General features: G+C 63.9%; 15 protein-coding genes. 8 read left to right on the top strand and 7 right to left on the bottom strand.

Annotated features, from left to right (window positions below):
• The first annotated feature begins 98 nt into the window (after window positions 1–98).
• The gene (locus tag LLH00_01615) at window positions 99–1469 is read left to right on the top strand and encodes a hypothetical protein (protein MCE5269964.1); all 1371 of its coding nucleotides are present in this window, start codon (window positions 99–101) and stop codon (window positions 1467–1469) included.
• 203 nt (window positions 1470–1672) lie between these two features.
• Here LLH00_01615 and LLH00_01610 read toward each other — a convergent pair whose 3' ends face one another.
• Window positions 1673–3868 carry a glycoside hydrolase family 2 gene (locus LLH00_01610; protein ID MCE5269963.1) on the bottom strand — a complete coding sequence of 732 codons (2196 nt, stop codon included), beginning with the start codon at window positions 3866–3868 and terminating at the stop codon, window positions 1673–1675.
• A gap of 47 nt (window positions 3869–3915) precedes the next feature.
• A complete protein-coding gene (locus LLH00_01605; protein MCE5269962.1) occupies window positions 3916–6168 on the bottom strand; it encodes a carbohydrate binding family 9 domain-containing protein in 2253 nt (750 codons plus the stop codon).
• A 287-nt stretch (window positions 6169–6455) separates the two neighbouring features.
• Here LLH00_01605 and LLH00_01600 point away from each other — a divergent pair, with 287 nt between their 5' ends.
• Both LLH00_01600 and LLH00_01595 read left to right on the top strand, forming a co-directional pair.
• Entirely contained in the window at window positions 6456–6713 is a 258-nt protein-coding gene (locus LLH00_01600) for a hypothetical protein (protein MCE5269961.1), read from the top strand.
• On the top strand, window positions 6710–6973 hold the full coding sequence (locus LLH00_01595) for a type II toxin-antitoxin system RelE/ParE family toxin (protein ID MCE5269960.1): 264 nt from the start codon (window positions 6710–6712) through the stop codon (window positions 6971–6973). The genes LLH00_01600 and LLH00_01595 overlap by 4 nt, the downstream gene beginning before the upstream one ends.
• Window positions 6974–7146: 173 nt before the next feature.
• Here the strand turns inward: LLH00_01595 and LLH00_01590 are convergent, their stop codons facing one another.
• On the bottom strand, window positions 7147–8733 hold the full coding sequence (locus tag LLH00_01590) for a glycoside hydrolase family 5 protein (protein MCE5269959.1): 1587 nt from the start codon (window positions 8731–8733) through the stop codon (window positions 7147–7149).
• A gap of 258 nt (window positions 8734–8991) precedes the next feature.
• Here LLH00_01590 and LLH00_01585 point away from each other — a divergent pair, with 258 nt between their 5' ends.
• Window positions 8992–10305 (top strand): right-handed parallel beta-helix repeat-containing protein, encoded by a 1314-nt coding sequence (locus LLH00_01585; GenBank protein MCE5269958.1) that lies wholly within the window; start codon window positions 8992–8994, stop codon window positions 10303–10305.
• 647 nt (window positions 10306–10952) lie between these two features.
• Here the strand turns inward: LLH00_01585 and LLH00_01580 are convergent.
• Together LLH00_01580 and LLH00_01575 are read right to left on the bottom strand one after the other, a co-directional pair.
• Complete coding sequence (locus LLH00_01580; GenBank protein ID MCE5269957.1) at window positions 10953–11354, bottom strand: hypothetical protein; 402 nt, start codon at window positions 11352–11354, stop codon at window positions 10953–10955.
• Window positions 11355–11399: 45 nt separating this feature from the next.
• Complete coding sequence (locus LLH00_01575; GenBank protein ID MCE5269956.1) at window positions 11400–12263, bottom strand: polysaccharide lyase; 864 nt, start codon at window positions 12261–12263, stop codon at window positions 11400–11402.
• A 188-nt stretch (window positions 12264–12451) separates the two neighbouring features.
• Between LLH00_01575 and LLH00_01570 the strand changes: the two genes are divergently transcribed.
• Window positions 12452–12763 carry a DUF1330 domain-containing protein gene (locus LLH00_01570; protein MCE5269955.1) on the top strand — a complete coding sequence of 104 codons (312 nt, stop codon included), beginning with the start codon at window positions 12452–12454 and terminating at the stop codon, window positions 12761–12763.
• 8 nt (window positions 12764–12771) lie between these two features.
• Here LLH00_01570 and LLH00_01565 read toward each other — a convergent pair whose 3' ends face one another.
• On the bottom strand, window positions 12772–14004 hold the full coding sequence (locus tag LLH00_01565; protein MCE5269954.1) for an L-serine ammonia-lyase: 1233 nt from the start codon (window positions 14002–14004) through the stop codon (window positions 12772–12774).
• Between the two features lie 458 nt (window positions 14005–14462).
• Between LLH00_01565 and LLH00_01560 the strand changes: the two genes are divergently transcribed.
• Both LLH00_01560 and LLH00_01555 read left to right on the top strand, forming a co-directional pair.
• A complete protein-coding gene (locus tag LLH00_01560; GenBank protein ID MCE5269953.1) occupies window positions 14463–14795 on the top strand; it encodes an antibiotic biosynthesis monooxygenase in 333 nt (110 codons plus the stop codon).
• Complete coding sequence (locus tag LLH00_01555) at window positions 14792–15961, top strand: iron-containing alcohol dehydrogenase (GenBank protein ID MCE5269952.1); 1170 nt, start codon at window positions 14792–14794, stop codon at window positions 15959–15961. Before LLH00_01560 ends, LLH00_01555 begins: the two co-directional genes overlap by 4 nt.
• On the opposite strand, the gene LLH00_01550 is transcribed toward LLH00_01555, so the two are convergent.
• Window positions 15949–18441, bottom strand: a complete 2493-nt coding sequence (locus LLH00_01550) for a transporter substrate-binding domain-containing protein (GenBank protein ID MCE5269951.1) — start codon at window positions 18439–18441, stop codon at window positions 15949–15951. The two genes, LLH00_01555 and LLH00_01550, sit on opposite strands and share 13 nt — an antisense overlap.
• 292 nt (window positions 18442–18733) lie before the next feature.
• On the opposite strand from LLH00_01550, the gene LLH00_01545 reads away from it, so the two are divergent.
• Window positions 18734–19693, top strand: a 960-nt coding sequence (locus LLH00_01545) for a DUF5009 domain-containing protein (GenBank protein MCE5269950.1), incomplete at its 3' end; no start/stop codon positions are given.

The following is a 19693-nucleotide window of genomic DNA, read 5'->3' as shown; positions in this document are numbered from 1 at the left end:
GCCCACGACACTCCCCCTTGCACCTGCCGCAACCCGCATTATCTTCTGAGCAATCCCGAGACAACCCGCCAATTCAAGCCCGAAAGTGAGGCAGAGCCATGCGAGAGAAAATAGTGATGATCGGCGCGGGCAGCGCCATGTTCACCTGCGGCCTGCTGGGAGACCTCCTGCGCAAGGGCTGGCCGGCCGAGGTGGCCCTGGTCGATATCGACCCGTCCGCCCTGGAGGTGGCCGAGCGTCTGGCCCGCAAGATGGTGGCCGCGCACAACGCGCCGGTCACGATCAGCGCCCACACCGACCGCCGCACTGCCCTGCCCGGGGCCACGGCCGTGATCTGCACTATCGGCGTGGGGGGCCGCCGCGCCTGGGAGCAGGATGTGTTCATCCCGCGCAAGCATGGTATCTTCCAGCCCGTGGGCGACACCGCCCTTCCCGGCGGCACCTCGCGCGCCATGCGCATGATCCCGGTGATGGTGGCCGTGGCGCAGGATGTGCTCGAACTTTGCCCGGAGGCCCTGTTCTTCAACTACTCGAACCCCATGGCCGCGATCTGCCGGGCGGTGCGCAAATATACCCCGGCCAATATGGTCGGCCTGTGCCACGGGGTGACCGAGGCGGCGCATTTCCTGGCCGAGCAGCTCAATGTCCCGTTCGCCGAACTGGAGTACACCGCCGTGGGCCTCAACCACCTGACCTGGATCATCCAGCCCCGCCAGGGCCGGACCGACCTGACCGAGCACCTGTTCGACACCTGCCGGGCGGGACTGGCCGAACCGCTGGCCGAGGGCGCCCTGGGTGAGCTGTTCCTGGCCCGCGGCTCCTGGGAGGCCCTCCCCGGCGAACAGCCGCCGCGCCACCCGGCCACCCTGGAGCTGACCCTTCAGTTCGGCGCGTTCCCCGCCCCGATGGACCGTCATATCACCGAGTTTTTCCCCTCAATGTTCAGCCGCGAGGGGACCTACTACGGCAAGACCCTGGGCACGGAGGCTTTCAGTTTCGAGCGCACTATCGCCAAGGGCGATAACGAGTTCGAGGCCATGCGCGAGGAGGCCGTCGCCGCGGGACCCTTGAGCGCGCACTATTTCGAGCGTTTCTCTGGCGAACACGAGCAGGTGATGGACATTATCGAGAGCCTGCGCACGGGCAACGGCCGTGTCTACTCGGCCAACGTGCCCAACACCGGCCAGGCGCCCAACCTTCCCCCGGACGCCGTGCTCGAATGTCCCTGCCGGGCGACCACAAAGGGGATGGAGCCGCTGAAAGTCGCCGCTTTGCCATCCGGAGCGGCTGGTGTGATCGCGCAACGTCTGGCCTGGATCGAGACACTGGCCGAGGCCGCGATGGAGGGCAGCCGGGACAAGTTCATCCAGGCGCTGATTTTAGACGGGGCGGTGAAATCACCCTCCGAGGCGACCGCCCTTGCGGATGACCTCTTGCAGGCGCATAAAGAATACCTGCCGAAGATTTGACACGGGCGTGCGGGGCGGGCCGGCATCCTTTTTGCCCGCCCGCCGGAGGTGCGAGGCCTGCCGGCCGCGGCTCATGCAAAAAGGCTGCCGGCCCGCCCCCCTGTTTTGTTCGGCTCCGCAAGTAAAACTCGAATCCACACAAAAAGGCGAGAGGCACAGCGCACCGTGCCTCCCGCCTTATGTTTTCTGCTTTCTGTCTAAACTTACCAGGACGGCGTCAGGTCGTAGAATTCGTATTTCTCCAGCTTACCCACCCTGATATACCGTCGGCTGACCACCGGCTCGCTCCTGCCCGCGGGGGTAAACTCGGCCAGCAGGAGGTAGCCGCCGGGCTGGGCGGGAAGGCTCAGCATGGTGGCGCGGTTCTCGCGGTAGAACCGTGGGATGGTCATGGTGAGGCTCTGCGACAAGACCTCCCGGCCGGTCGAATCCAGAAGGCGCACTTTCACCGCACCGCTCGCATCCGCGGGCAGGTCGTTCACCCCCACCAGGTTCACCACCAGCTCGCTCCCCGGCTCCAGCGGCGGCACGTGCTTCATCCAGCGCTGGTCGGTCAGGTTGAGGAATACCGCGGCCGGAGCGAAACAGTGTTTGAACCATTTGAGGGTCGGTGAGGGTTCGAGCTTGGCGATCGGGTTCAGGAACCAGTCGCCGGTGAACCCCAGGTCGTTGGTCAGGTAGCAGAAAGCCAGCACCCCGGCGAACGAGCGCTCGGCGCGCAACCATTCGGTCTCGGCCTGCAGCCAGTAGGCCTGCAGTTCGCGGCGCTGCTCCGGGGTGGCGTCCGGCCCGGTGTAGTAGTTATACCCGTTCACCGTGAGCTTGGCAGGAAGCCCGTTGCGCCAGAGCCAGATCCAGCCGTACTCGTTGACCAGTTGGGCCGAGCTGCTGTAGAGAAAATCCCTGAAATCGGCGGGCCAGCGGTCCAGACGGCCCAGGTCATAGGGCTCTTTTTCGATATCCTGGACAAATTGATCGTGGTGGCTCACCGCCCGGTACGGGTGCGGCTCGTCCATCTCGTCCTGCTGCATCTGTTCGGAGGTCATGTAGCCGGCGTCCCAGATACGGGTCGGGTCGAGCCGTTTCAGCTCCGGGATCAGGTGGTTGCCGATATAGTCATCCCAGTTCTCGTTGATCCCGTCCCAGATGATTATGCTCGGGTGGCTGCCATCCGACCAGACCCAGTCGCGGTACTCGGTGCGCGTTTCCTCGTCCCAGCCGTGGTTCTGCCAGTAGAGCCACTCGTTCTGCAGCATCAGGCCGCAGGAGTCGGCGATGTCGTACCAGAAATCGGGGCAGATACCCACACAGACCCGCATGGCGTTCCAGTCCAGCTTCTTGGGGATCTCGGCCATCAGACGGCGGGTCCACTCGCGGTCCCAGGGCAGGGCGCGGCACTCGGGGTCCTCGAAGAACCGGTGCAGGGTGATATTGGTCCCGCGCAGAATAGTTTCCTGACCGTTGAGCGTAAAATGCTTGCCCCGGCGGCCGAAATCACGCAGGCCGAAAGTCTTTTCCACCCGGTCGCTCAGTTTGCTGGACTGGTCCTTGAGGCTCACTGTCACCGTGTAGCGGAACGGGTCCTCCGGGGTCCAGGGATGCGCTGCGGCGAACGGCATCTCAAGGGCCAGCTCGGTAAGGTTGTCGCGCTTTAGGGCGACAGTGGTGACAAACGGCCCGGCCGCCCGGGCGCCGCTCAGCTTTTCGCGCACCACGGCCTCCACCCGGCAGGAGTCCCACATACGGTCGCCGTAGCGGATCTGGGCCGGGTAGAAATCGCGCAGAAGGAGCTTGAGCGTAGCCTTTTTCGCGGCCAGCTCGGGCAGGACCAGGGCCCGGTCCACCCGGTAGTTGCCGCTGAAAGTGACGAACACGTCATCCCAGATGCCCGGCCAGTAGGTGACTTTCTCCTTGTCCGTGCTGCCCGGGGCCTGGGAGGGCAGCCACTTGCGGTCGCCCACGCAGACCAGTATCTCGTTCTCCGCCCCCGGGCGAAGCGCCGTTCCTGCCGGAAACTCCACCGGCGTGTAGCAGGCCATCGACTCACCAAGCTTGCGCCCGTTCAGGTAGACAGTGGTCACGTACTTGCTCTTGAGCAGGGTCACCACTGCCTCGCGTCCGGCCAGGGCGGCGCTCACGCTGAATTTGCGGCGGTACCAGTTGTAGCGTGGCTGATAGTCGCCCTTGTAGTAGGCCTCCAACTGCTCGATCTTCGGCTCGGCCAGGAAAATCAGCCCCGGCACCGGTATCTTGCGGCTGAACTTGGCGGGCGGGAACGCCTCAGCAGTCTGGGCGAACTCCCACGTGCCGTTCAGGTCGATCCGCGTGCGCCCCTCCTGCGCGGCCAGGGGCGCGGCCGCCGCCAGGCACAGACATACGGAAAGAAAAATTCTGTTCATCGGCGTCCCCTCGGGTTACAGTCCGTGAGTTCTTTCCCAGCAACAGTTTACATGCTGTATAAGTAGGTGAACTTGAGCACCAGCATCCGGTCCTGGACATCGTGCAGGGCCGAGGCGTAGGTGTTGCGATTTTCATTGAATACAAGATAGATGTGACTTTTAGGCTTGTAAATGTAATCCAGCAGGAAATTGGTCCGCACCTTGTTGTCCGCGTCATTCCACTGTACGTAGCACTTGGCGAACAGGTCCGGGCTGAACGACCAGGTCCAGCGGCCCATCAGGATATTGGCGTTGAACGTGCCCCGCAGAAGGTCCAGGTGCTCGTAGGTGTAGCCCAGGTCCATGTTCAGGCTGTTGGAGACCTTGGTGTTGCTGGTGAAACTGTAGCTGTAGGTCCGGCCGTCCAGCTCGTCCCCCCAGCGCAGCGAGACACTGCCTGCCAGCGGGCGCGAGCGGTAGGAGTTGAAATTTACGTGGTAGTGGGTCCCCAGGTAGCTCCCGGGCTCAATCGGGATATCCTGGATGTAATCCTCTTCCGGCAGGTAATCCAGCTTGCGGTGCACCCCGAAATCGAAATAGTCCTCGCTCTTCAGGGTGAACAGAGTGTTGATCCGGAACTCGCGGGTGAGCAACGTGTTGTGGTTGTCGGTCAGGTAGTCGTTGTCGCTGACCAGGGAGAGGCTCTTGAAATACTCGTTGTTCAGCCACTTGGTGAAACTGAGCGTTGCATCCGTGCTGCGGACATTCTCCCGCGCGATGAAACTCATCTCGGGACGGAACAGGGTGTCGATGAAAGCGTAGTGCAGGGCGAAATCCACCCAGTCCTTGTTAATGATAAAACCGGCATCCCCGGCCCAGTTACGCGAGCTGACCCCGGGGGCCATGTTCACCGCCATCGAGCCGTTGAGGCTGAACTCCGGGGTGAGGGCGAAAAAGCAGTCCGAGCCCACGGCCCGCGAATAGCTGTCGCCGGAGGATTGCTTGTTCAGGAACATCATGCCGATATTGGAGTTGCGCAGAAAGTCACGCCGGATTTTGATTGCGGTGAAATTGGTCGAGGACGAATGTTCACCCCCCTCCAGTTCGGCCGACTTGCTCTGGAAATTGAGCACACCCAGCGACCAGCCGCCGGCGCGCCCGGCTATCTTGGCCCCGCCGTAGAGCGGCACCCGCTGCTCGTCCACGATCCCGATCGTGCGCGACTCGAACAGCGTGTAGAGGCTGGAGCTGCTCACCCCAACCAGGGTGCCGCCGCTCTGGCCGGTGGAGCCGAACTGGAACATCCCGGCGCTCTGCAGGAAAAAGTCACGCTTCTCGGGCAGGTCCACGTTGAACCGGGTCACGTTGACCACGGCTTCCTCGGCCTCGGCCTGGGCGAAATCGGTGTTGTAGGAGAAATCGAACGCGAGTTGCGGTGTGGCGTGGTAGCGCACATCCAGGCCGCCATCGAACTGCGAGTCGAAATTGCGTGGGTCGTAAACGTACGTTTTGCCGGTGGTCAGGGAGGGCTCCAGCTCCAGGTTAAGCCCGCCCTTGGGGGTGTTTATCCCGCGCAGGGTGGCGAACAGCGAGCCCTTGAACTTGCCGTTGTGCCCCAGCCCCCGCGGGATCGGGGCCAGGTAGGTGATCTCCTTGCAGTGCTTGACCTCGCGGGTGATGTTGAGGCCCCAGTCCACGTTCTCGCCTTCCAGGTAGCGGATCGACTTGAACGGGATCGACATCTCGACGTTCCAGCCCAGGCTGTCGACCGAGGTCTTGCACCACCAGACGCAGTCCCAGCTCTTGTTGATATGGTCGCCCTCATCGCTGATGATGGCGTCCACCATGGCGCCGAACGGGTTGGTGCCGAAAGCGTAGCTGTTGCGGCGGTCGTGGAACGTGTCGATGAGCAGCTCCAGAGCGTCATCGCTCAGAAAGCTGCCGTCGTGACGCTTGACCGAGGCGTAGATACGGCCGGGCTCGGTGTCACGGCAGTTGATGCCGAAATACAGGTTGTGCTCATCCTGCAGCACCCGTATCTCGGTGATCTGGCTGGAGGGCTCCCGGTCCAGGGGCTCCTGCTGGTAGAACCGTCCGCTCCAGGCCCGGGCCGACTCCCAGGCCGGATCATCCAGATGGCCGTCCACCCGGATCGGCCCAGTGGCCCGACTGACAAACACCTCGCGGTCCGAGGCCTCGATCGGTGCGCTCCGGAGGCCTGTCTCCTGACTGTCCCGCGCCCGGACCGGCCCGGCCAGGCCCAGACCTGCCAGCAGAACGACTGTCTGCGCTACGCTCACAACTGCTCTCGACCGGATCAAAGACCTCTCCTCGGGGGCTGGGTGGCATCAATCGCACGGAAACGGATAATTCGTTGCCCGGCGTGAAAATAAACGCGTCTGCGCCGCAAAATGAGAATATCTATACCGGACTGTCCTGTTTTGTCAAGGACACAAAGCCGACCGTCCGGGAAGCGGGAGGGAAGAATGGGCTCATCAGTCCGGATGGCTGGTCGCGGAAGGGGGGCAGGAACTTGACATTATTTCCCGGTAAAGGCATATTTGTTCAAATGGATCAAATTGTACAACTCGTACCATCGGAGGGTCAAATGTCATCGCTCAATGCCTCCAAGACAAGGATACCACCGGACACTTTCAACCGGGTGGCCTACAACGGTGAGCGGGTGGAGATTCATCACCGCAGCGGCGCCTCGCTGTTTCTGATTTCAGCCGAGGATATGGAGCTGCTGGAAACCGCCGAGGACCTGCTCGACCTGCAGGCTGTCCATAAAGCGCTTGAGGAAATGAAAGCCAAAGGCGAATCCCCCCTGGCCTGGGATGAGGCGAAAAAGAGGTTGGGATTGTGAGCCGCTACGAAATCACGATCCTGCCCGCGGCGCTCAAGCAGCTCGAATCCCTCCCGGTCGGCATCCGCCGCCGTATCGCGGCCGGGATCGACAGCCTGTCCGACAATCCCCGCCCGGAGGGATGCCGCAAACTGGCTGGCTCGGACAATCTCTACCGGCTCCGTCAGGGTGATTACCGGGTCGTTTACGAGGTCCGGGACGCGGTGCTGGTCGTGCTGGTGATCCGTCTCGGCCACAGGAAGGACATTTACCGGCGTTGAACTGAGTGGTGTACGCCGCGCAGGGATATGCAGAAGTGTTTCCACCCTTTCCGCACGCCTCGTATCGCTCCCCGCTTCCTTAACGAGTCCGCGCAGACCGGCAAACAAACGGAGGCGGCCGGTCATCGGTTGACAGGCCGCCTCCGCGAAAGTGATTACAATTCCGAAGCCGCTCAGGGCGCGGCGCTGAGCGAGGGCTCGGCGTGCGCCAGACGGCGGGTGGAGAGCACGGTCAGACTGGAGGGCGGCAGCACGCGCGTCAGGCTCCCTCCGCCCGCGGCCACATCGAGCGAGTCCAGCGGCTCGATCTGCAGCGCGGGGTTGTCCTTGCCCTCGGGAGTTACGCAGTAAACATACAGCTTGCAAGCCTGGCCCAGGCCGGTCAGGTCGAGGGAGGTCTCCTGGTCCTTGTCCTCGTCGTTCAGCACGGCCACGGTCAGCGCACCGTCCGGCGCGCGCAGGCTTGCGGCGACCACTCTCTGCACGCCGCTGGAGTCCGCCCCGCCGGTCACGTGCGTGGCCAGGACCTCGGAGTTCTTGGCGATGAAACGGGTGAGCAGGCCGTAGACAAAATAGCTGTTCGGGAAGGGCGTGAACTCCGAGCGCAGACGTCGGTTCTCGCGGTCCCAGGTCTCGACCATCTGCCAGGTGCCGTCCAGGTCGCCGCGGTTGATGAAGCTCCAGCGGTTGAACCCGTCCACTCCCACGTTGATCCCGCGCAGGGTCAGCTCGGCGTCCTTGAGCGCCGAAAGCCAGAGCGAGGGACCGGTGTCGGATTTGCCCCAGCCGTAATACATGGTCCCCACCTCGCTCAGGAAAAACGGCTTGCCGCGCTCGTGCGCCCATCCGGCCCAGTCGGCCAGACGGCCCGCGACCAGGGTGAGCGGCAGGTCGGGACGGCCGGTGGTCATCGAATTGTCCCAGTCGAACCGGCTGTAGTAGCTGTGGATGTCGTAGGCCCCCAGATAGGGGTCGAAATCCAGCTTCGACTGGTCCAGGGCCGGAGTGTCGGTCCAGTCCGGGCCGGAGATCGGCAGGTTGATTCCGGCGCTGTCCAGGGCGGCGCGCACCGCGGCCAGGCCCGGGGTGAACGGGGCGGTCTCGTTGGGCGGCATCTGCCACCACGACCAGTCCCAACCCGGCTCGTTGTTGATGCAGAGCCACTTGATGCAGGTGTAGCCGCGCTCGACAGTCAGGTATTTGACCAGGGCGGCGTAGCCCGTGGCGAAATCCTCCAGCGAGTAGGGGGCGCTGTGCACCCGTTTGACCGGATCGCCCCGGAACTCGGGATAGGCGTTCCAGTCGGCGTTGACCCACATCTGCTGCAGGAACACATCCGCCCCGCGGCTCTGGCACCAGTCGAGGATGCGGCAGAGGACCTGCATCTCGCGACTGTCCCAGGTGAACACCCCGCGCTCGGGCTCGTACATGCGGGCCTCCAGCTCCACGCGGATGAAATCCAGGCCCAGCCAGTCGGCGTGGCTCTCCAGAGCGGCCCAGGCCGGACCGTCCGCCGGGTCAGGGTTGGCGCCCCAGGCACTGCCGCCGTGGCTGCGCTCGCCATCGAACGGGATCGAGTCCTCGATGGCGTGCCAGGAGGCGCCCAGTCCGCCGGCCATCTTGTGCAGCGTGCTGTCGGCCGCGACCCGCACCGCAACCGCGCTCTTGCCCGCACCGGCGCCGGAGCAGGCGGCCAATGCCGCCAGCAGCAGGCCCGCGACCAGTAACGCCGGCTGGAGCGAAGAAAGAAGAAGTTTCATTGTAAATCCCCCTGATGGAAGTGGAACTGCGGTTTATGTTTAAGCATCGTCTTCGTTCCCGGTCTGACAGCCCCGGCGGCGGGCAGAGAAAAGCCCGAAAACCGGGTGCGGATATAAATAAGGTATTTCCGGCGTCTGGAAAATGTTTTTCGTCTTGATCCCTGAACTAAGGTGGTGCTATCTTCCTGTTCCGGAAACTTTCGCTGCGACCCTCGGCCCGGCTCGATGCCAGTCACCCCCTCACCCGGAGATACACGCATGAAAACCCGCACTCAGGTTCTGCTCGTTTCGCTGGCTGCCGCCCTTTCTGTCCTCGCCTGCGGGCAATGCCCCCAGGGGCAGGCCCCGGCCGCCGCCGGGCCGCACACGATCCGGGTGGCGCAATCGGGCCAGGCGGATGTGGTGGGCGATGACAACACCGCGATCCAGAAAGCCCTGGACATGCTCCGCCCGGGCGACACCCTGATGATCGAGGCGGGGACCTACCGGATGGACAACGCCGCGATGATCCCGGTGGACGGGGTCACGATCCTGGGCGAGCCGGGGCAGACAATCCTGCTCAAGGCCCCGGCAGTGACCAGCCGGGTGCATGACGGCGGCGACTGGGGCGAAAAGCTGTTCTGCGTGGAGGAGCCGGATAAGTTCAAGCCCGGCATGGGCGTGGCGATCAAGGACCGCAACGACGAGGGCGGCTACAACGTGATGACCGCCACGGTGGAGCGGATCGACGGCGACACGCTGAAGCTGAGCAACTGGTCGATCTGCGACCTGGACTACGTGGGCGGCACGGCGCGGGTGGAGAGCGCGTTCCCGGTGCTTGCGGCCTACGGACGGCGCGACCTGACCATCCGCGGGATCACGGCGGACGGCAACAAGGACCAGAACCCGTACGTGCTGGACGGCTGCCGCGGCGGCGCGATCTACCTGTTCAACTGCCGCGCCTGCCTGGTGGACAGTTGCGTGGGCCGTAACTACAACGGTGACGGCATCTCGTGGCAGATCACGGACAGTATCAGCGTGACCAATTGCGAGGCCAGCGGCAACAGCGGGTTCGGCGCGCACCCCGGCACCGGCAGCGCCCGCTCGGTCATCCGCGGCTGCCACCTCCACCACAACGGCTCTATCGGGTTCTTCCTCTGCTACCGCGTGCGCCTGGGCGCTTTCAGCGACAACCTGATCGAGTACAACGGCGACCACGGCATCTCGGTGGGCCACAAGGACAGCGACAACCTGTTCACCGGCAATGTCATCCGCTACAACGGCACGAGCGGCGTGTTCTTCCGCCCGGATGAGCCGCTGGTGGGCGGCCACCGCAACGTGTTCCGCGACAACCAGATCTATGACAACGGCAACGCCCAGGAAGGTTACGGTGTGCTGGTGCGTCCCGCGAACCAGGATGAAGTGTTCGAGAACAACCGTATCGCCGAAACCCGCTCCGGCGAGGAGCGCACCCAGCGCTACGGCGTGTACGTGTACAAGGGCGACAGCTCGGTGAAATTGGCCGGGAACACTTTCGAGGGCAATATCAAGGGCGAGACGCAGGACGAGAACGGCGGGGCGGCGTTGCGCTGAGGCGGTTAGCGCTTCTGGTCCTCAAGTGCGCAGGGGAGGGTTTAAAACCCTCCCCTAAATTGTTTTAGCTTAGTTTCCCCCCTTTCCCAAGGGGGGCCAGGGGGGATTTAACCAGTCAAAGACTCGAATCCCCCTCGATACAGCGATATCCGGTAAGGTTTTTGCATATCGGTTTTACGGGCGAACACAAGGTTCGCCCCTACGACATTGCCCGGCATCCCAGAAAACTAAGCCCGCTTGCGGCTGTCAGGCCGCCGCAGTTCAGCCTTTGGGGCCGCACCTGTCTGAGCCTCACGCCAGAGCAGCGTGTAATCGAGCCTGAAACGGCCGGGGTTGGAAATGCAGCGCCGCCCGGCGGCGATTCGCGCCAGCGCCGCCGCTGCATCGCGGCAGCGGAATCGAGGCTCCGGGCACACCACAGGTTCAAGAGGAGTCGCGGTCGGGGCGAGTTTGCGGCCCCAGCTGGCTTTGCTGCTTTGGCCGAAACCAAAGCAGAAAGAGTCTGACTTCTCACTGTAAGCTCCTAACCTGACATTGCTGTCTCAATCCCCCTTTACGAAAGGGGGAGGCAAAGGCCTACACCCGATCCATCCGCGTGATGACCGTCCGACCGCCCCTGCTTTATTGCCCAGTCTTCAACCCTCATCTCAGCCGGCCTTGCGGCTCTCGAACACCCGCACGATCACGTAGGCGATCAGGGCGAAAACGAAAAACACCAGCAGCATCCAGGCCACCCCGCTGGCCGTGCCGATCACGGTGCGGTAGACCTCCAGCACCCAGCGCTCGGTGGTCAGGGCCGGCAGGGCCGCCTCGAACCCCTCCTTGGTCTCCCGGGGCAGGACATACTGCTGCAGGTCATAGACACGCACCCCGCTCGAGACCCCCACCACCAGGATCGCGAAATGGATGTAGCGCACCCAGCTCGAAGCGATCTCATCCTGGATGATGCGCGACAGGATACGGCGGATCGAGTCGCGGAACAGGCGCGACACTATCAGCGAAACGCCAAGAGAGACTACGAAAGTCACCGCCAGCAAGGTGATGAACATGTTTCCTCCGCGGGAAACGGATTCCCGGACGCGAGATGGATTGTCTCAGCGGCTTTCGAGCGGGCCCACCGGGTCGGTGCTGATAACCAGGTCATCCACCCAGTAGGTGCAGTCGTGCTCGCAGTAATGAATGTAGAGGCCGAACTTGAACACGTTGAGCTTCAGGATGTCGCTGTCGCGCCAGCGGATGCCGGTCTGGCTGATCACCTTGGCCCCGTCCACCCAGAGCGCCTGCTCGCCGTCGGACTTGCCCGGCTCGTTCAGCTTCACCAGCATCTCGAAACAGTACCAGCGCCCGCGCTCGATGAACAGCGGCGGCTCGGAGTAGATACGGTTGCCCCAGTAGCGGCCATCCGGCGACTGTGCCATGTCGGGCCAGTAGGAATAGAAACACATCCGCCCCGGGGGCGCCAGGCTGTCCACGCGGGCCGGCTCCACACTGGTGCCGAACCGGTCGGTGCCGTTGGGCCGCTCCCCAGCCCGCCCGAACCCCGAGCGCGGGTCATCCGTGCGGTGCCCGCCCAGCCCGCACCAGTGCATCTGGTGGCCCTGGTCAAAATCCTGGGCGAACTTGGCGTACCAGCGCACGTAGACCCGGTCCACTCCCGGCAGGAACCAGGTCATGATCCAGGAATCCGACTCCTTGTAGGCGTAACCGTTGATCTGCTCCGCCGGCCCGCTGTGGGCGAAAGAGGTCAGGCGGAAGGAGCTATTTCCAGAGTGCACGAACTCGGGACGGGTCTCGAACGAGGCCCGTGCGCTGTCCTGGCTCAGGCTTTCCCAAGACTGCCCCAGCACCCCGGACTCGAAATCCTCGCTCAGGATCGTTTCAGCACACAGAAAGCACGGCCGGGCAAGACAAGCCGAAAGGACAAGTGCGGTCAGGACAGCAAGCGGTGCTTTTCTCATACGCTCCTCGGCCGGGCGGCCGGTGGCGGGTTGGCAGAAGCGGGCGCGGAGTTTTTCACTGCGCCGAGCGGGTGTCCGGATTATATTTACCGGACCGCACACGGGCTTTCCATCCGCCCGATCCAGTGCGGCGGACACAGCCGGAAAGCCATGCAAACAATCAAGCGAGCTGAAGGAGAGAACTGAAAATGCCGGTCTATTTCATCGCCGAGATAACGGTCAAGGACCCCGAAACCTACAAAAAATATGTCAGCGCCGTGCCGGACCTGGTCCGGGCCGCGGGCGGGCGCTACTTGAGCCGCGGCGGCGCGATTGAGAGCGTGTTCGGCGGCTGGAGCCCGGAGCGCCTGATCCTGATCGAGTTCACCAGCCGCGCCCAGGCCCACGCGTTCCTGGACTCGCCCGAATACAGCCATGTCAAGCAGTTCCGCGAGGTGTCCACGGAGAGCCGGGCGATCATTATCGAGGGTTGCGCCCCGGAACCCGGCGCGGCCTGCTGAGCATACCCTCAGCGACCGCGGCGCCTGAGCGCGGCCAGCCCGGCGCGGGAGGTCTCTCGGTAGTCGGCGCTCATGTCCTCGCCGGTGCGGCGCATGGTCTCGATCACCTCATCGAAGCTTATCCGGTGGGTGCCGTCCCCTTGCAGCGCGTAGCCCGCGCTGGTGAACGCCCGCGTGGCCCCGGCGGCGTTGCGCTCGATGCAGGGTATCTGCACGTAGCCCAGGATCGGGTCGCAGGTCATGCCCAGCGAGTGCTCCATCGCCATCTCGGCGGCGTACTCCACCTGGCGCGGCGTACCGCCCAGCACCTGGGCCGCCGCGGCCGCGGCCATGCTGCACGCCGCCCCCACCTCGCCCTGGCAGCCCACCTGCGCGCCCGAGATCGACGCATTGGCCTTGATGAACGCCCCCACTGCCCCGGCGGCGATCAGGGCATTGAGAATATCCGCCTCGGGCACGCCCTCGCGCGCGTGCAGGTAGTAGAGAAGACCCGGCAGCACCCCGGCCGAGCCGCAGGTGGGCGCGGTGACAATGGTCCCGCCGGCGGCGTTCTCCTCGATCACGGCCAGGGCGTAGGCGCTGATGAACCCGGTCTCGCGCAGGGGGCCTTTCATCTCCGCCGCCCGGCGATACTTGTCCGGGGCGCGGCGGGTCACCTTGAGCGGCCCGGGGAGCACCCCCTCCAGGCCCAGGCCGCGCTCCACTGACTGGACCATGGCGCGCCAGATACCGCCGAGCCAGGGACGGATATCCCCCTCCAGGGCCTCGACCACCTGCCAGATCGCTTTCTGTTCCTCGGCGCAGACCAGCAGAAGGTCATCCAGGTGCTGGAACGGATAGACCACCCGCTCACTCTCCCCCACCACGCCCGTGTCATCGGTCAACTCGCCGCCGCCGGTTGAGAACACGGTCCAGTCGGCGACGCTCTTGCCACGGCTGTCCAGGGCCTCCAGCCTCAGGCCGTTGGGGTGCCGGGGCAGGAAAGTCTCGGGTTTCCAGATAATCCTGCACTCGGCCGGACGCAGGGCTTCGTGCACCGCGACATCGGTCAGGTGGCCCTTGCCGGTTGCGGCGAGGCTCCCGTATAGGGTCACCCGGTAGCGCGCGGCGCCCTTTCCCGGGCCGTCCCGGAAAATCTCGGCCGCCCGTCGCGGCCCCATGCTGTGGCTGCTCGATGGCCCCATGCCGATCCGGTAGATTTCGCGGATGCCTCGTACTGGCGGTTGGATTCTCTCTTCCATGCTTCAATATCTCCATCCCGGCCCCGCGGGGCCGGACCATGTTTTTGTGCCTTCCGGACTGAAACGAGCTTATTATTCTTAACGTACGGACTGCCGGATGTCAAATCCCGTGGCAGCCGGCGGCGGACTTGACCCACCGGACTCCTTCAGGTATCTATTGATGGGAATAGTATCCGATCAGGGTCAAGATGTTTAGATATAAAACCCATTTGCGGCTGCCAGGCCGCCGCAGCCCAGCCTTTGGGGGCCGCGCAGAATAGAATCTTCACTGTAATCCGAAAATCTGGGGTAGTGGCACGGCATGCCGTGCCCGATTGATAAGATAAATCCCCCTCAGTCCTCCTTTTTCGAAGGGGGAGGCTGTCTGGCCTACCGGCCCCGAAACGAAAGAAGGATTATAAAGTGCCGTTAATTCAAACGTCTCAACCTTGAAGTTTTTCCGGATAAAGGAGGCCCCCATGCTGGCAGTGCATGTCAACGTACAGGTAAAGCCCGAGGCGGTCGAGGCGTTCAAGGCCGCCACTGTTCTCAACGCCAGAGCCAGCCTGGGTGAGCCGGGCGTGGCGCGGTTCGACATCCTCCAGCGCGCGGATGACCCGACCCGTTTCGTGCTGGTGGAGGTCTACCGCACGGCCGGGGACCCGGCGCTCCACAAGCAGACCGCGCATTACGCCCGCTGGCGGGACACGGTGGAGCCGCTGATGGCCGCGCCGCGCACCTCCGAAAAATTTGCCAACGTGTTCCCGGGCGAGGATGGCTGGGACAGCGCGGTCAAGGGGAGCGTGCGATGAATTTCGAGTTCGCCACGGCCGGGCGGATCGTGTTCGGACCGGGGGCCGCCGCGCAGCTTCCCGAGCTGGTGCATGGCTTGGGTGGCAAGCGTGTGCTCGCTGTCACCGGCAGCACGCCGCAGCGCTGGAGCGCCCTGCTGGGGAGCCTGGAAACCTCAGGCTGCGCGGTGAGCGCGTTCCCGGTGCACGGTGAGCCAACCACCGAAACAGTGGAACGAGGTCTGGCCCTGGCCCGACAGTCCGGCTGCGATTGTGTGATCGCCCTGGGCGGCGGCAGCGTGATCGACACGGGCAAAGCCGTGGCCGCCCTTCTGACCAACCCGGGAGAGATGCTGGATTATCTGGAGGTGGTGGGCGCGGGCAAGCCGCTCACCCACCGTGCCGCGCCCTGCGTGGCTGTGCCCACCACGGCCGGGACCGGGGCCGAGGTGACCCGTAACTCGGTGCTGGGTGTGCCGGGACGCGGGGTGAAAGTCAGCCTGCGCAGCCCGCTCCTGCTGCCCGCGGTGGCCCTGGTCGACCCGGAGCTGACTGTCGGATTGCCGCCCGCGGTCACCGCCGCCACCGGGCTGGATGCCCTGACCCAGTTGTTTGAGGCCTTTGTCTGCCGCCGGGCCAACCCGTTCACGGATGGGTTCTGCCGCGAGGGCCTGGCGCGGGTGGGCCGCTCGCTGCGGCGGGCTTACCATGACGGGGCCAACCGGGCCGCGCGCGAGGACATGTCCCTGGCCGCGCTGCTGGGCGGCCTGGCCCTGGCCAACGCCGGGCTGGGTGCGGTGCACGGCCTGGCAGCGCCCCTGGGCGGGATGCTGGGCGCACCCCACGGGGCGGTCTGCGGCGCACTCCTTCCCGCGGTGATCGAGGCCAACCTGCGCGCTCTGGAAAGCGGCCTGCCGGGCTCAGCACGGGCGCTGGAGCGTTTCCGCGAGGGTTTGTCTTTAATCGGGATCGAAAGGGTCTCCGGGCCGGAGGAGGCGGCGGGGATTGTCCGCGCGCTGTGCCGTGAGCTGGGCCAGCCCGGGCTGGCGGATTTCGGACTCAAGAGGGAGATGATCGACGAGGTCGTTCAGAAGGGCCTCAAGGCCAGCAGCATGAAAGCCAACCCGGCGACGCTCGGCGCCTCTGAACTGGCCGCGGTGCTGGAACGCAGCTTTCAGCCCGCCTGACCGGCGATGCCGTTTCCGTGCGTGGACTTTTCCATCCAGAGCAGCAGACGGCGCAGGTCATTCAGCAGGTAGGGCTTGGACACCACTGCTTTGAATCCCCATTTGGCCGGATTGGAAAGCACCGGGTCGCTGGAGTAGCCGCTGGAGACCACGGTGAAAACCTCCGTATCCATCTCGCGCAGCCGCATCACCATTTCCTGGCCGCCCATTCCGCCCGGGACGGTCAGGTCCATGATCACCATCTCGAACGGCTCCCCCGCGGCGCGCGCCGCCTCGAAAAGGCGCAGGGCCTCCGCGCCCTCGGCGGCCTGGGTCACTTTCTGGTCCAGGCGTTCCAGCATCTGGGTGCAGACTTTCCGGACCGAATCCTCATCGTCCATGACAAGGATACGGTGCCTGCCCGGATTGCCCGAGACCGCCTGCGGCTCCTCCGGCTCCGGCTGCGCGTCCGAGGCCGGGAGAAAGACGCTGAATACCGAGCCTTTACCGGGCTGTGAAGCGACCTCGATCCAGCCGCCGTGGCGCTTGACTATCGAGTAGGAGGTGGCCAGGCCCAGGCCGGTGCCACCCTTGCGCGTGGTGAAATAGGGATCGAAAATCCGATCGAGGTTCCCTTCCGGGATCCCCTCGCCCGCATCCTCCACACTCAGTCGGATATAACTCGCCGCTTCACCGTTCCTGTCCCCGGTGGGGCCTTTCTTCACATCCGGGGGACAGTTCTCGGCCCGCACCGTCACTTTCCCGCCGTTCGGCATGGCCTGCCGGGCATTGATCAGCAGGTTGTCCAGCACCTGGCCAATCTGCGAGGGGTCGCCCTCCACCGGGCGCAGGTCGGGGGCGATCCGGGTCTCGAACGAGACATTCGCCCCGCGCAGGGCGAAACGCACGGATTCCTCGATCTGACGCCCCAGGGTCAGGGGACGTTTGACCGGCGCGCCGCCCCGGGCGAAAGTCAACAGTTGGCCGGTCAGGTCACGGGCCCGCAGGGTGGCGGTCTCACCATCCTGCAGGATACGGTCCATCTCGGACTCCTCTCCCGCAATCATCCGGGCCAGGCTGATATTGCCCAGCACAGTGGTGAGAATGTTGTTGAAATCGTGCGCGATCCCGCCGGCCAGCAGGCCGATGGATTCGAGCTTGGAGGCGCGGACTCGTTCCTCCTCCATCTTCCTGCGATCGGTGATATCTGTCGCAATACCCTCCAGTGCCACCGGGCGGCCGTTCTCGTCCCTTATCAGCGCGTTGCGCTGCTCGATCCACCTTTCCTCGCCACTGCGGGTAATGATCAGGAATTCGATACTCTCCGGAATATTTCCCGCCAGCATCGCCTGCCATGTCTTTTGGAACGGCTCGCGCTGAGAGGGAGGGATTAATTTCTCAATCATCTTCGGTGTGTTGTAAAATTCCTCCAGACTGTAACCGCTGATTCTTGCCGCGGATGGGTTCAGATATTCGTAACGGCCGTCCGGTAATGACATACGGAAAATAATATCCCGGGCGTTCTCGGCGATGCGGCGAAAACGCTCCTCACTCTCGTGCAGGGCTTTCTGCGATTTCTGTCTTTCGGCCAGCTCGCGGCTCAGTTCCGCGGTCCGCAGGGCAACCTGGCGACGAAGGGAATAGTTCCAGACCACGCTGGCGGCGATAAGCACCAGGAACCCGAGCAGGATGTAGCGCATGTAGCGGAAAAGGGGAGAGGAAAGCGGGCCGCCCTCATAGCTGCCGAACCATTTCAGGTAAATGCGGTCGAAACGGTCCATGGTGGTGATCAGGGCCAGGCCCTCGTTCAACTTCATCAGCAGGTCGCGGTTGCCCTCCCGGACAGCGAAACAGTAATTCAGGCGGGCCAGCGGCTGGCCGACCGGCTGGATGTACTCCAGGCCGAGACGCTGGATGAAATAGAAGCCCTGTATCCGGGAGATCACGGCACAATCTCCGCCGCCCGCGTCCAGCAGGCGCAGGGCCTGTTCCGGACTGTTGACCCGGATTACGGTGTCGGCCACGGCGCCCCGGGTGACAAGATCATCCGCGATGTCGTCTTGCTGCACTATCACCCGCAGGCCTTTCAGGTCGGCCAGGGAGTCTATTTTCAGGTTGGTCCTGGCAAAAGCCATGTAGGACACCGTGATGAACGGCGCCGAGTAATCGACCAGGCTGTCGCGCTCCGCAGAGTAGAACATCCCGGTGATTATGTCTATCCGGCCGGCCTCCAACTCGTGGCGTGCCTCGCTCCAGTCGCCCAGCTCCACGTTCAGTTTCAGCCCCATCACCGCGGCCACCTCGCGCAGCAGGTCCACGTTGAACCCGGTCGCATGGCCCTGGTCGTCCAGGTATTCGAAGGGCGGGAATGCGCTGTCGCCACGAGCCAGGAGGGTCTTGTCCGCGGGAGGGGCGGCCAGCGAGGCAGCGGGTGTCAACTGGCAGAAAAGCGACACCAGGACAAAGCTGATCGTGTTCCGCACGCCGGAGATAAACCTCATTCCACGCTCCATTGAACAATTACGTAAAATCCATTCTAAGACGCATTTTTTAAATTATACTATCTTTTTTTGAAACATGACAGTCTGTCCGGTTAGGTTTTGAACCGGTTCTGAACAAGACGGGCCGGACCGGGAGAGGCCGGATGTTGAATTAACTTGTAATTAGGTGGTTTCCGCATAATTCTTAATGCCCGGACTTGCCGCAGCGATGTTCAGCACCGGATGGAAAAAGTCCGGTCCCCGCTCAATCCCCGCATGTTTTCACTGGAACCCGGTCGAGGAGCATGTTGAAATGAGTCCTGAACTGACCAAACAGAAAAGATTGCTCTCCCTGGATGCCTACCGCGGCCTGACCATGTTCCTGATGGTCTCGGCCGGTTTCGGCCTGGACTCCCTGGCCGGCAGCCCCACCTGGTCCTGGCTGGCCCGTCAGGTGGACCACGTGGCCTGGGAGGGCTGCGTGCTCTGGGACCTGATCCAGCCCTCGTTCATTTTCATCGTGGGCGTGGCCATGCCGTTCGCTTTCGCGATCCGAAGCTCCCGCGGCGAGAGCCGCACCCAGCTTTTCAAGCACGCTTTCTGGCGCGCCCTGCTCCTGTTGCTTCTGGGTGTGGGACGGATCTGTATCGACCAGAACGAGCTGGTCTGGAACATGACCACCGTGCTGCAGCAGATAGCGGTGGCCTATTTCCTGGCCTTCTTTGTCCTGGGCCGGGGCTGGAAAGTCCAACTCGCCGCGGTGCTGTTCGTCCTGCTCTCCGACTGGGCCCTGTTCCAGTTCTGGCCGGGCGTGGGACCGGGCGGGCCCTACGCGATCAACGCCAACTGGCACAGCGCGGTGGAGCAGTGGGTGTTCGGGCACACCGACCCGGGCGGCTACACGATGATCAACTGCTGGGGCTCCACGGCCACGGTGATCCTGGGGATCATGGCCGGCGAGCTGCTGCGCGGTGGGATCGAGGAGCGCAGGAAAGCGGCCGTGCTGATGCTCCTCGGCGCCGCGGCGATCAGCCTGGGCCTGGCGCTCAGCCCGTTCATCCCGGTGGTCAAGCGCATCTGGACCCCCTCCTGGGTGGTGTTCAGCGGCGGCTGGGCCGCGCTCAGCCTGGGAGTGTTCTACCTGCTGATCGATGTCTGGAACCTGCGCCGCTGGCCGTTCGTGTTCACCGTGGTGGGGATGAACTGCATCACGATATACATGGTGGTCAGTTTCCTGCGCGGCGAGGTCAACGACTGGATCGGCGTGTTCACC

The sequence above is a fragment of the bacterium genome (genome assembly GCA_021372515.1).
GTDB lineage: Bacteria > Gemmatimonadota > Glassbacteria > GWA2-58-10 > GWA2-58-10 > JAJFUG01.
This window is presented reverse-complemented; position numbering and strand designations above follow the sequence as displayed.

Coding starts and splice junctions, on each gene's coding strand:
- LLH00_01580 (MCE5269957.1), bottom strand. CDS start 11,354: ATGTTCATCACCTTGCTGGCGGTGACTTTCGTAGTCTCTCTTGGCGTT.
- LLH00_01550 (MCE5269951.1), bottom strand. CDS start 18,441: ATGAGGTTTATCTCCGGCGTGCGGAACACGATCAGCTTTGTCCTGGTG.
- LLH00_01600 (MCE5269961.1), top strand. CDS start 6,456: ATGTCATCGCTCAATGCCTCCAAGACAAGGATACCACCGGACACTTTC.
- LLH00_01560 (MCE5269953.1), top strand. CDS start 14,463: ATGCTGGCAGTGCATGTCAACGTACAGGTAAAGCCCGAGGCGGTCGAG.
- LLH00_01555 (MCE5269952.1), top strand. CDS start 14,792: ATGAATTTCGAGTTCGCCACGGCCGGGCGGATCGTGTTCGGACCGGGG.
- LLH00_01590 (MCE5269959.1), bottom strand. CDS start 8,733: ATGAAACTTCTTCTTTCTTCGCTCCAGCCGGCGTTACTGGTCGCGGGC.
- LLH00_01575 (MCE5269956.1), bottom strand. CDS start 12,263: ATGAGAAAAGCACCGCTTGCTGTCCTGACCGCACTTGTCCTTTCGGCT.
- LLH00_01570 (MCE5269955.1), top strand. CDS start 12,452: ATGCCGGTCTATTTCATCGCCGAGATAACGGTCAAGGACCCCGAAACC.
- LLH00_01565 (MCE5269954.1), bottom strand. CDS start 14,004: ATGGAAGAGAGAATCCAACCGCCAGTACGAGGCATCCGCGAAATCTAC.
- LLH00_01615 (MCE5269964.1), top strand. CDS start 99: ATGCGAGAGAAAATAGTGATGATCGGCGCGGGCAGCGCCATGTTCACC.
- LLH00_01610 (MCE5269963.1), bottom strand. CDS start 3,868: ATGAACAGAATTTTTCTTTCCGTATGTCTGTGCCTGGCGGCGGCCGCG.
- LLH00_01585 (MCE5269958.1), top strand. CDS start 8,992: ATGAAAACCCGCACTCAGGTTCTGCTCGTTTCGCTGGCTGCCGCCCTT.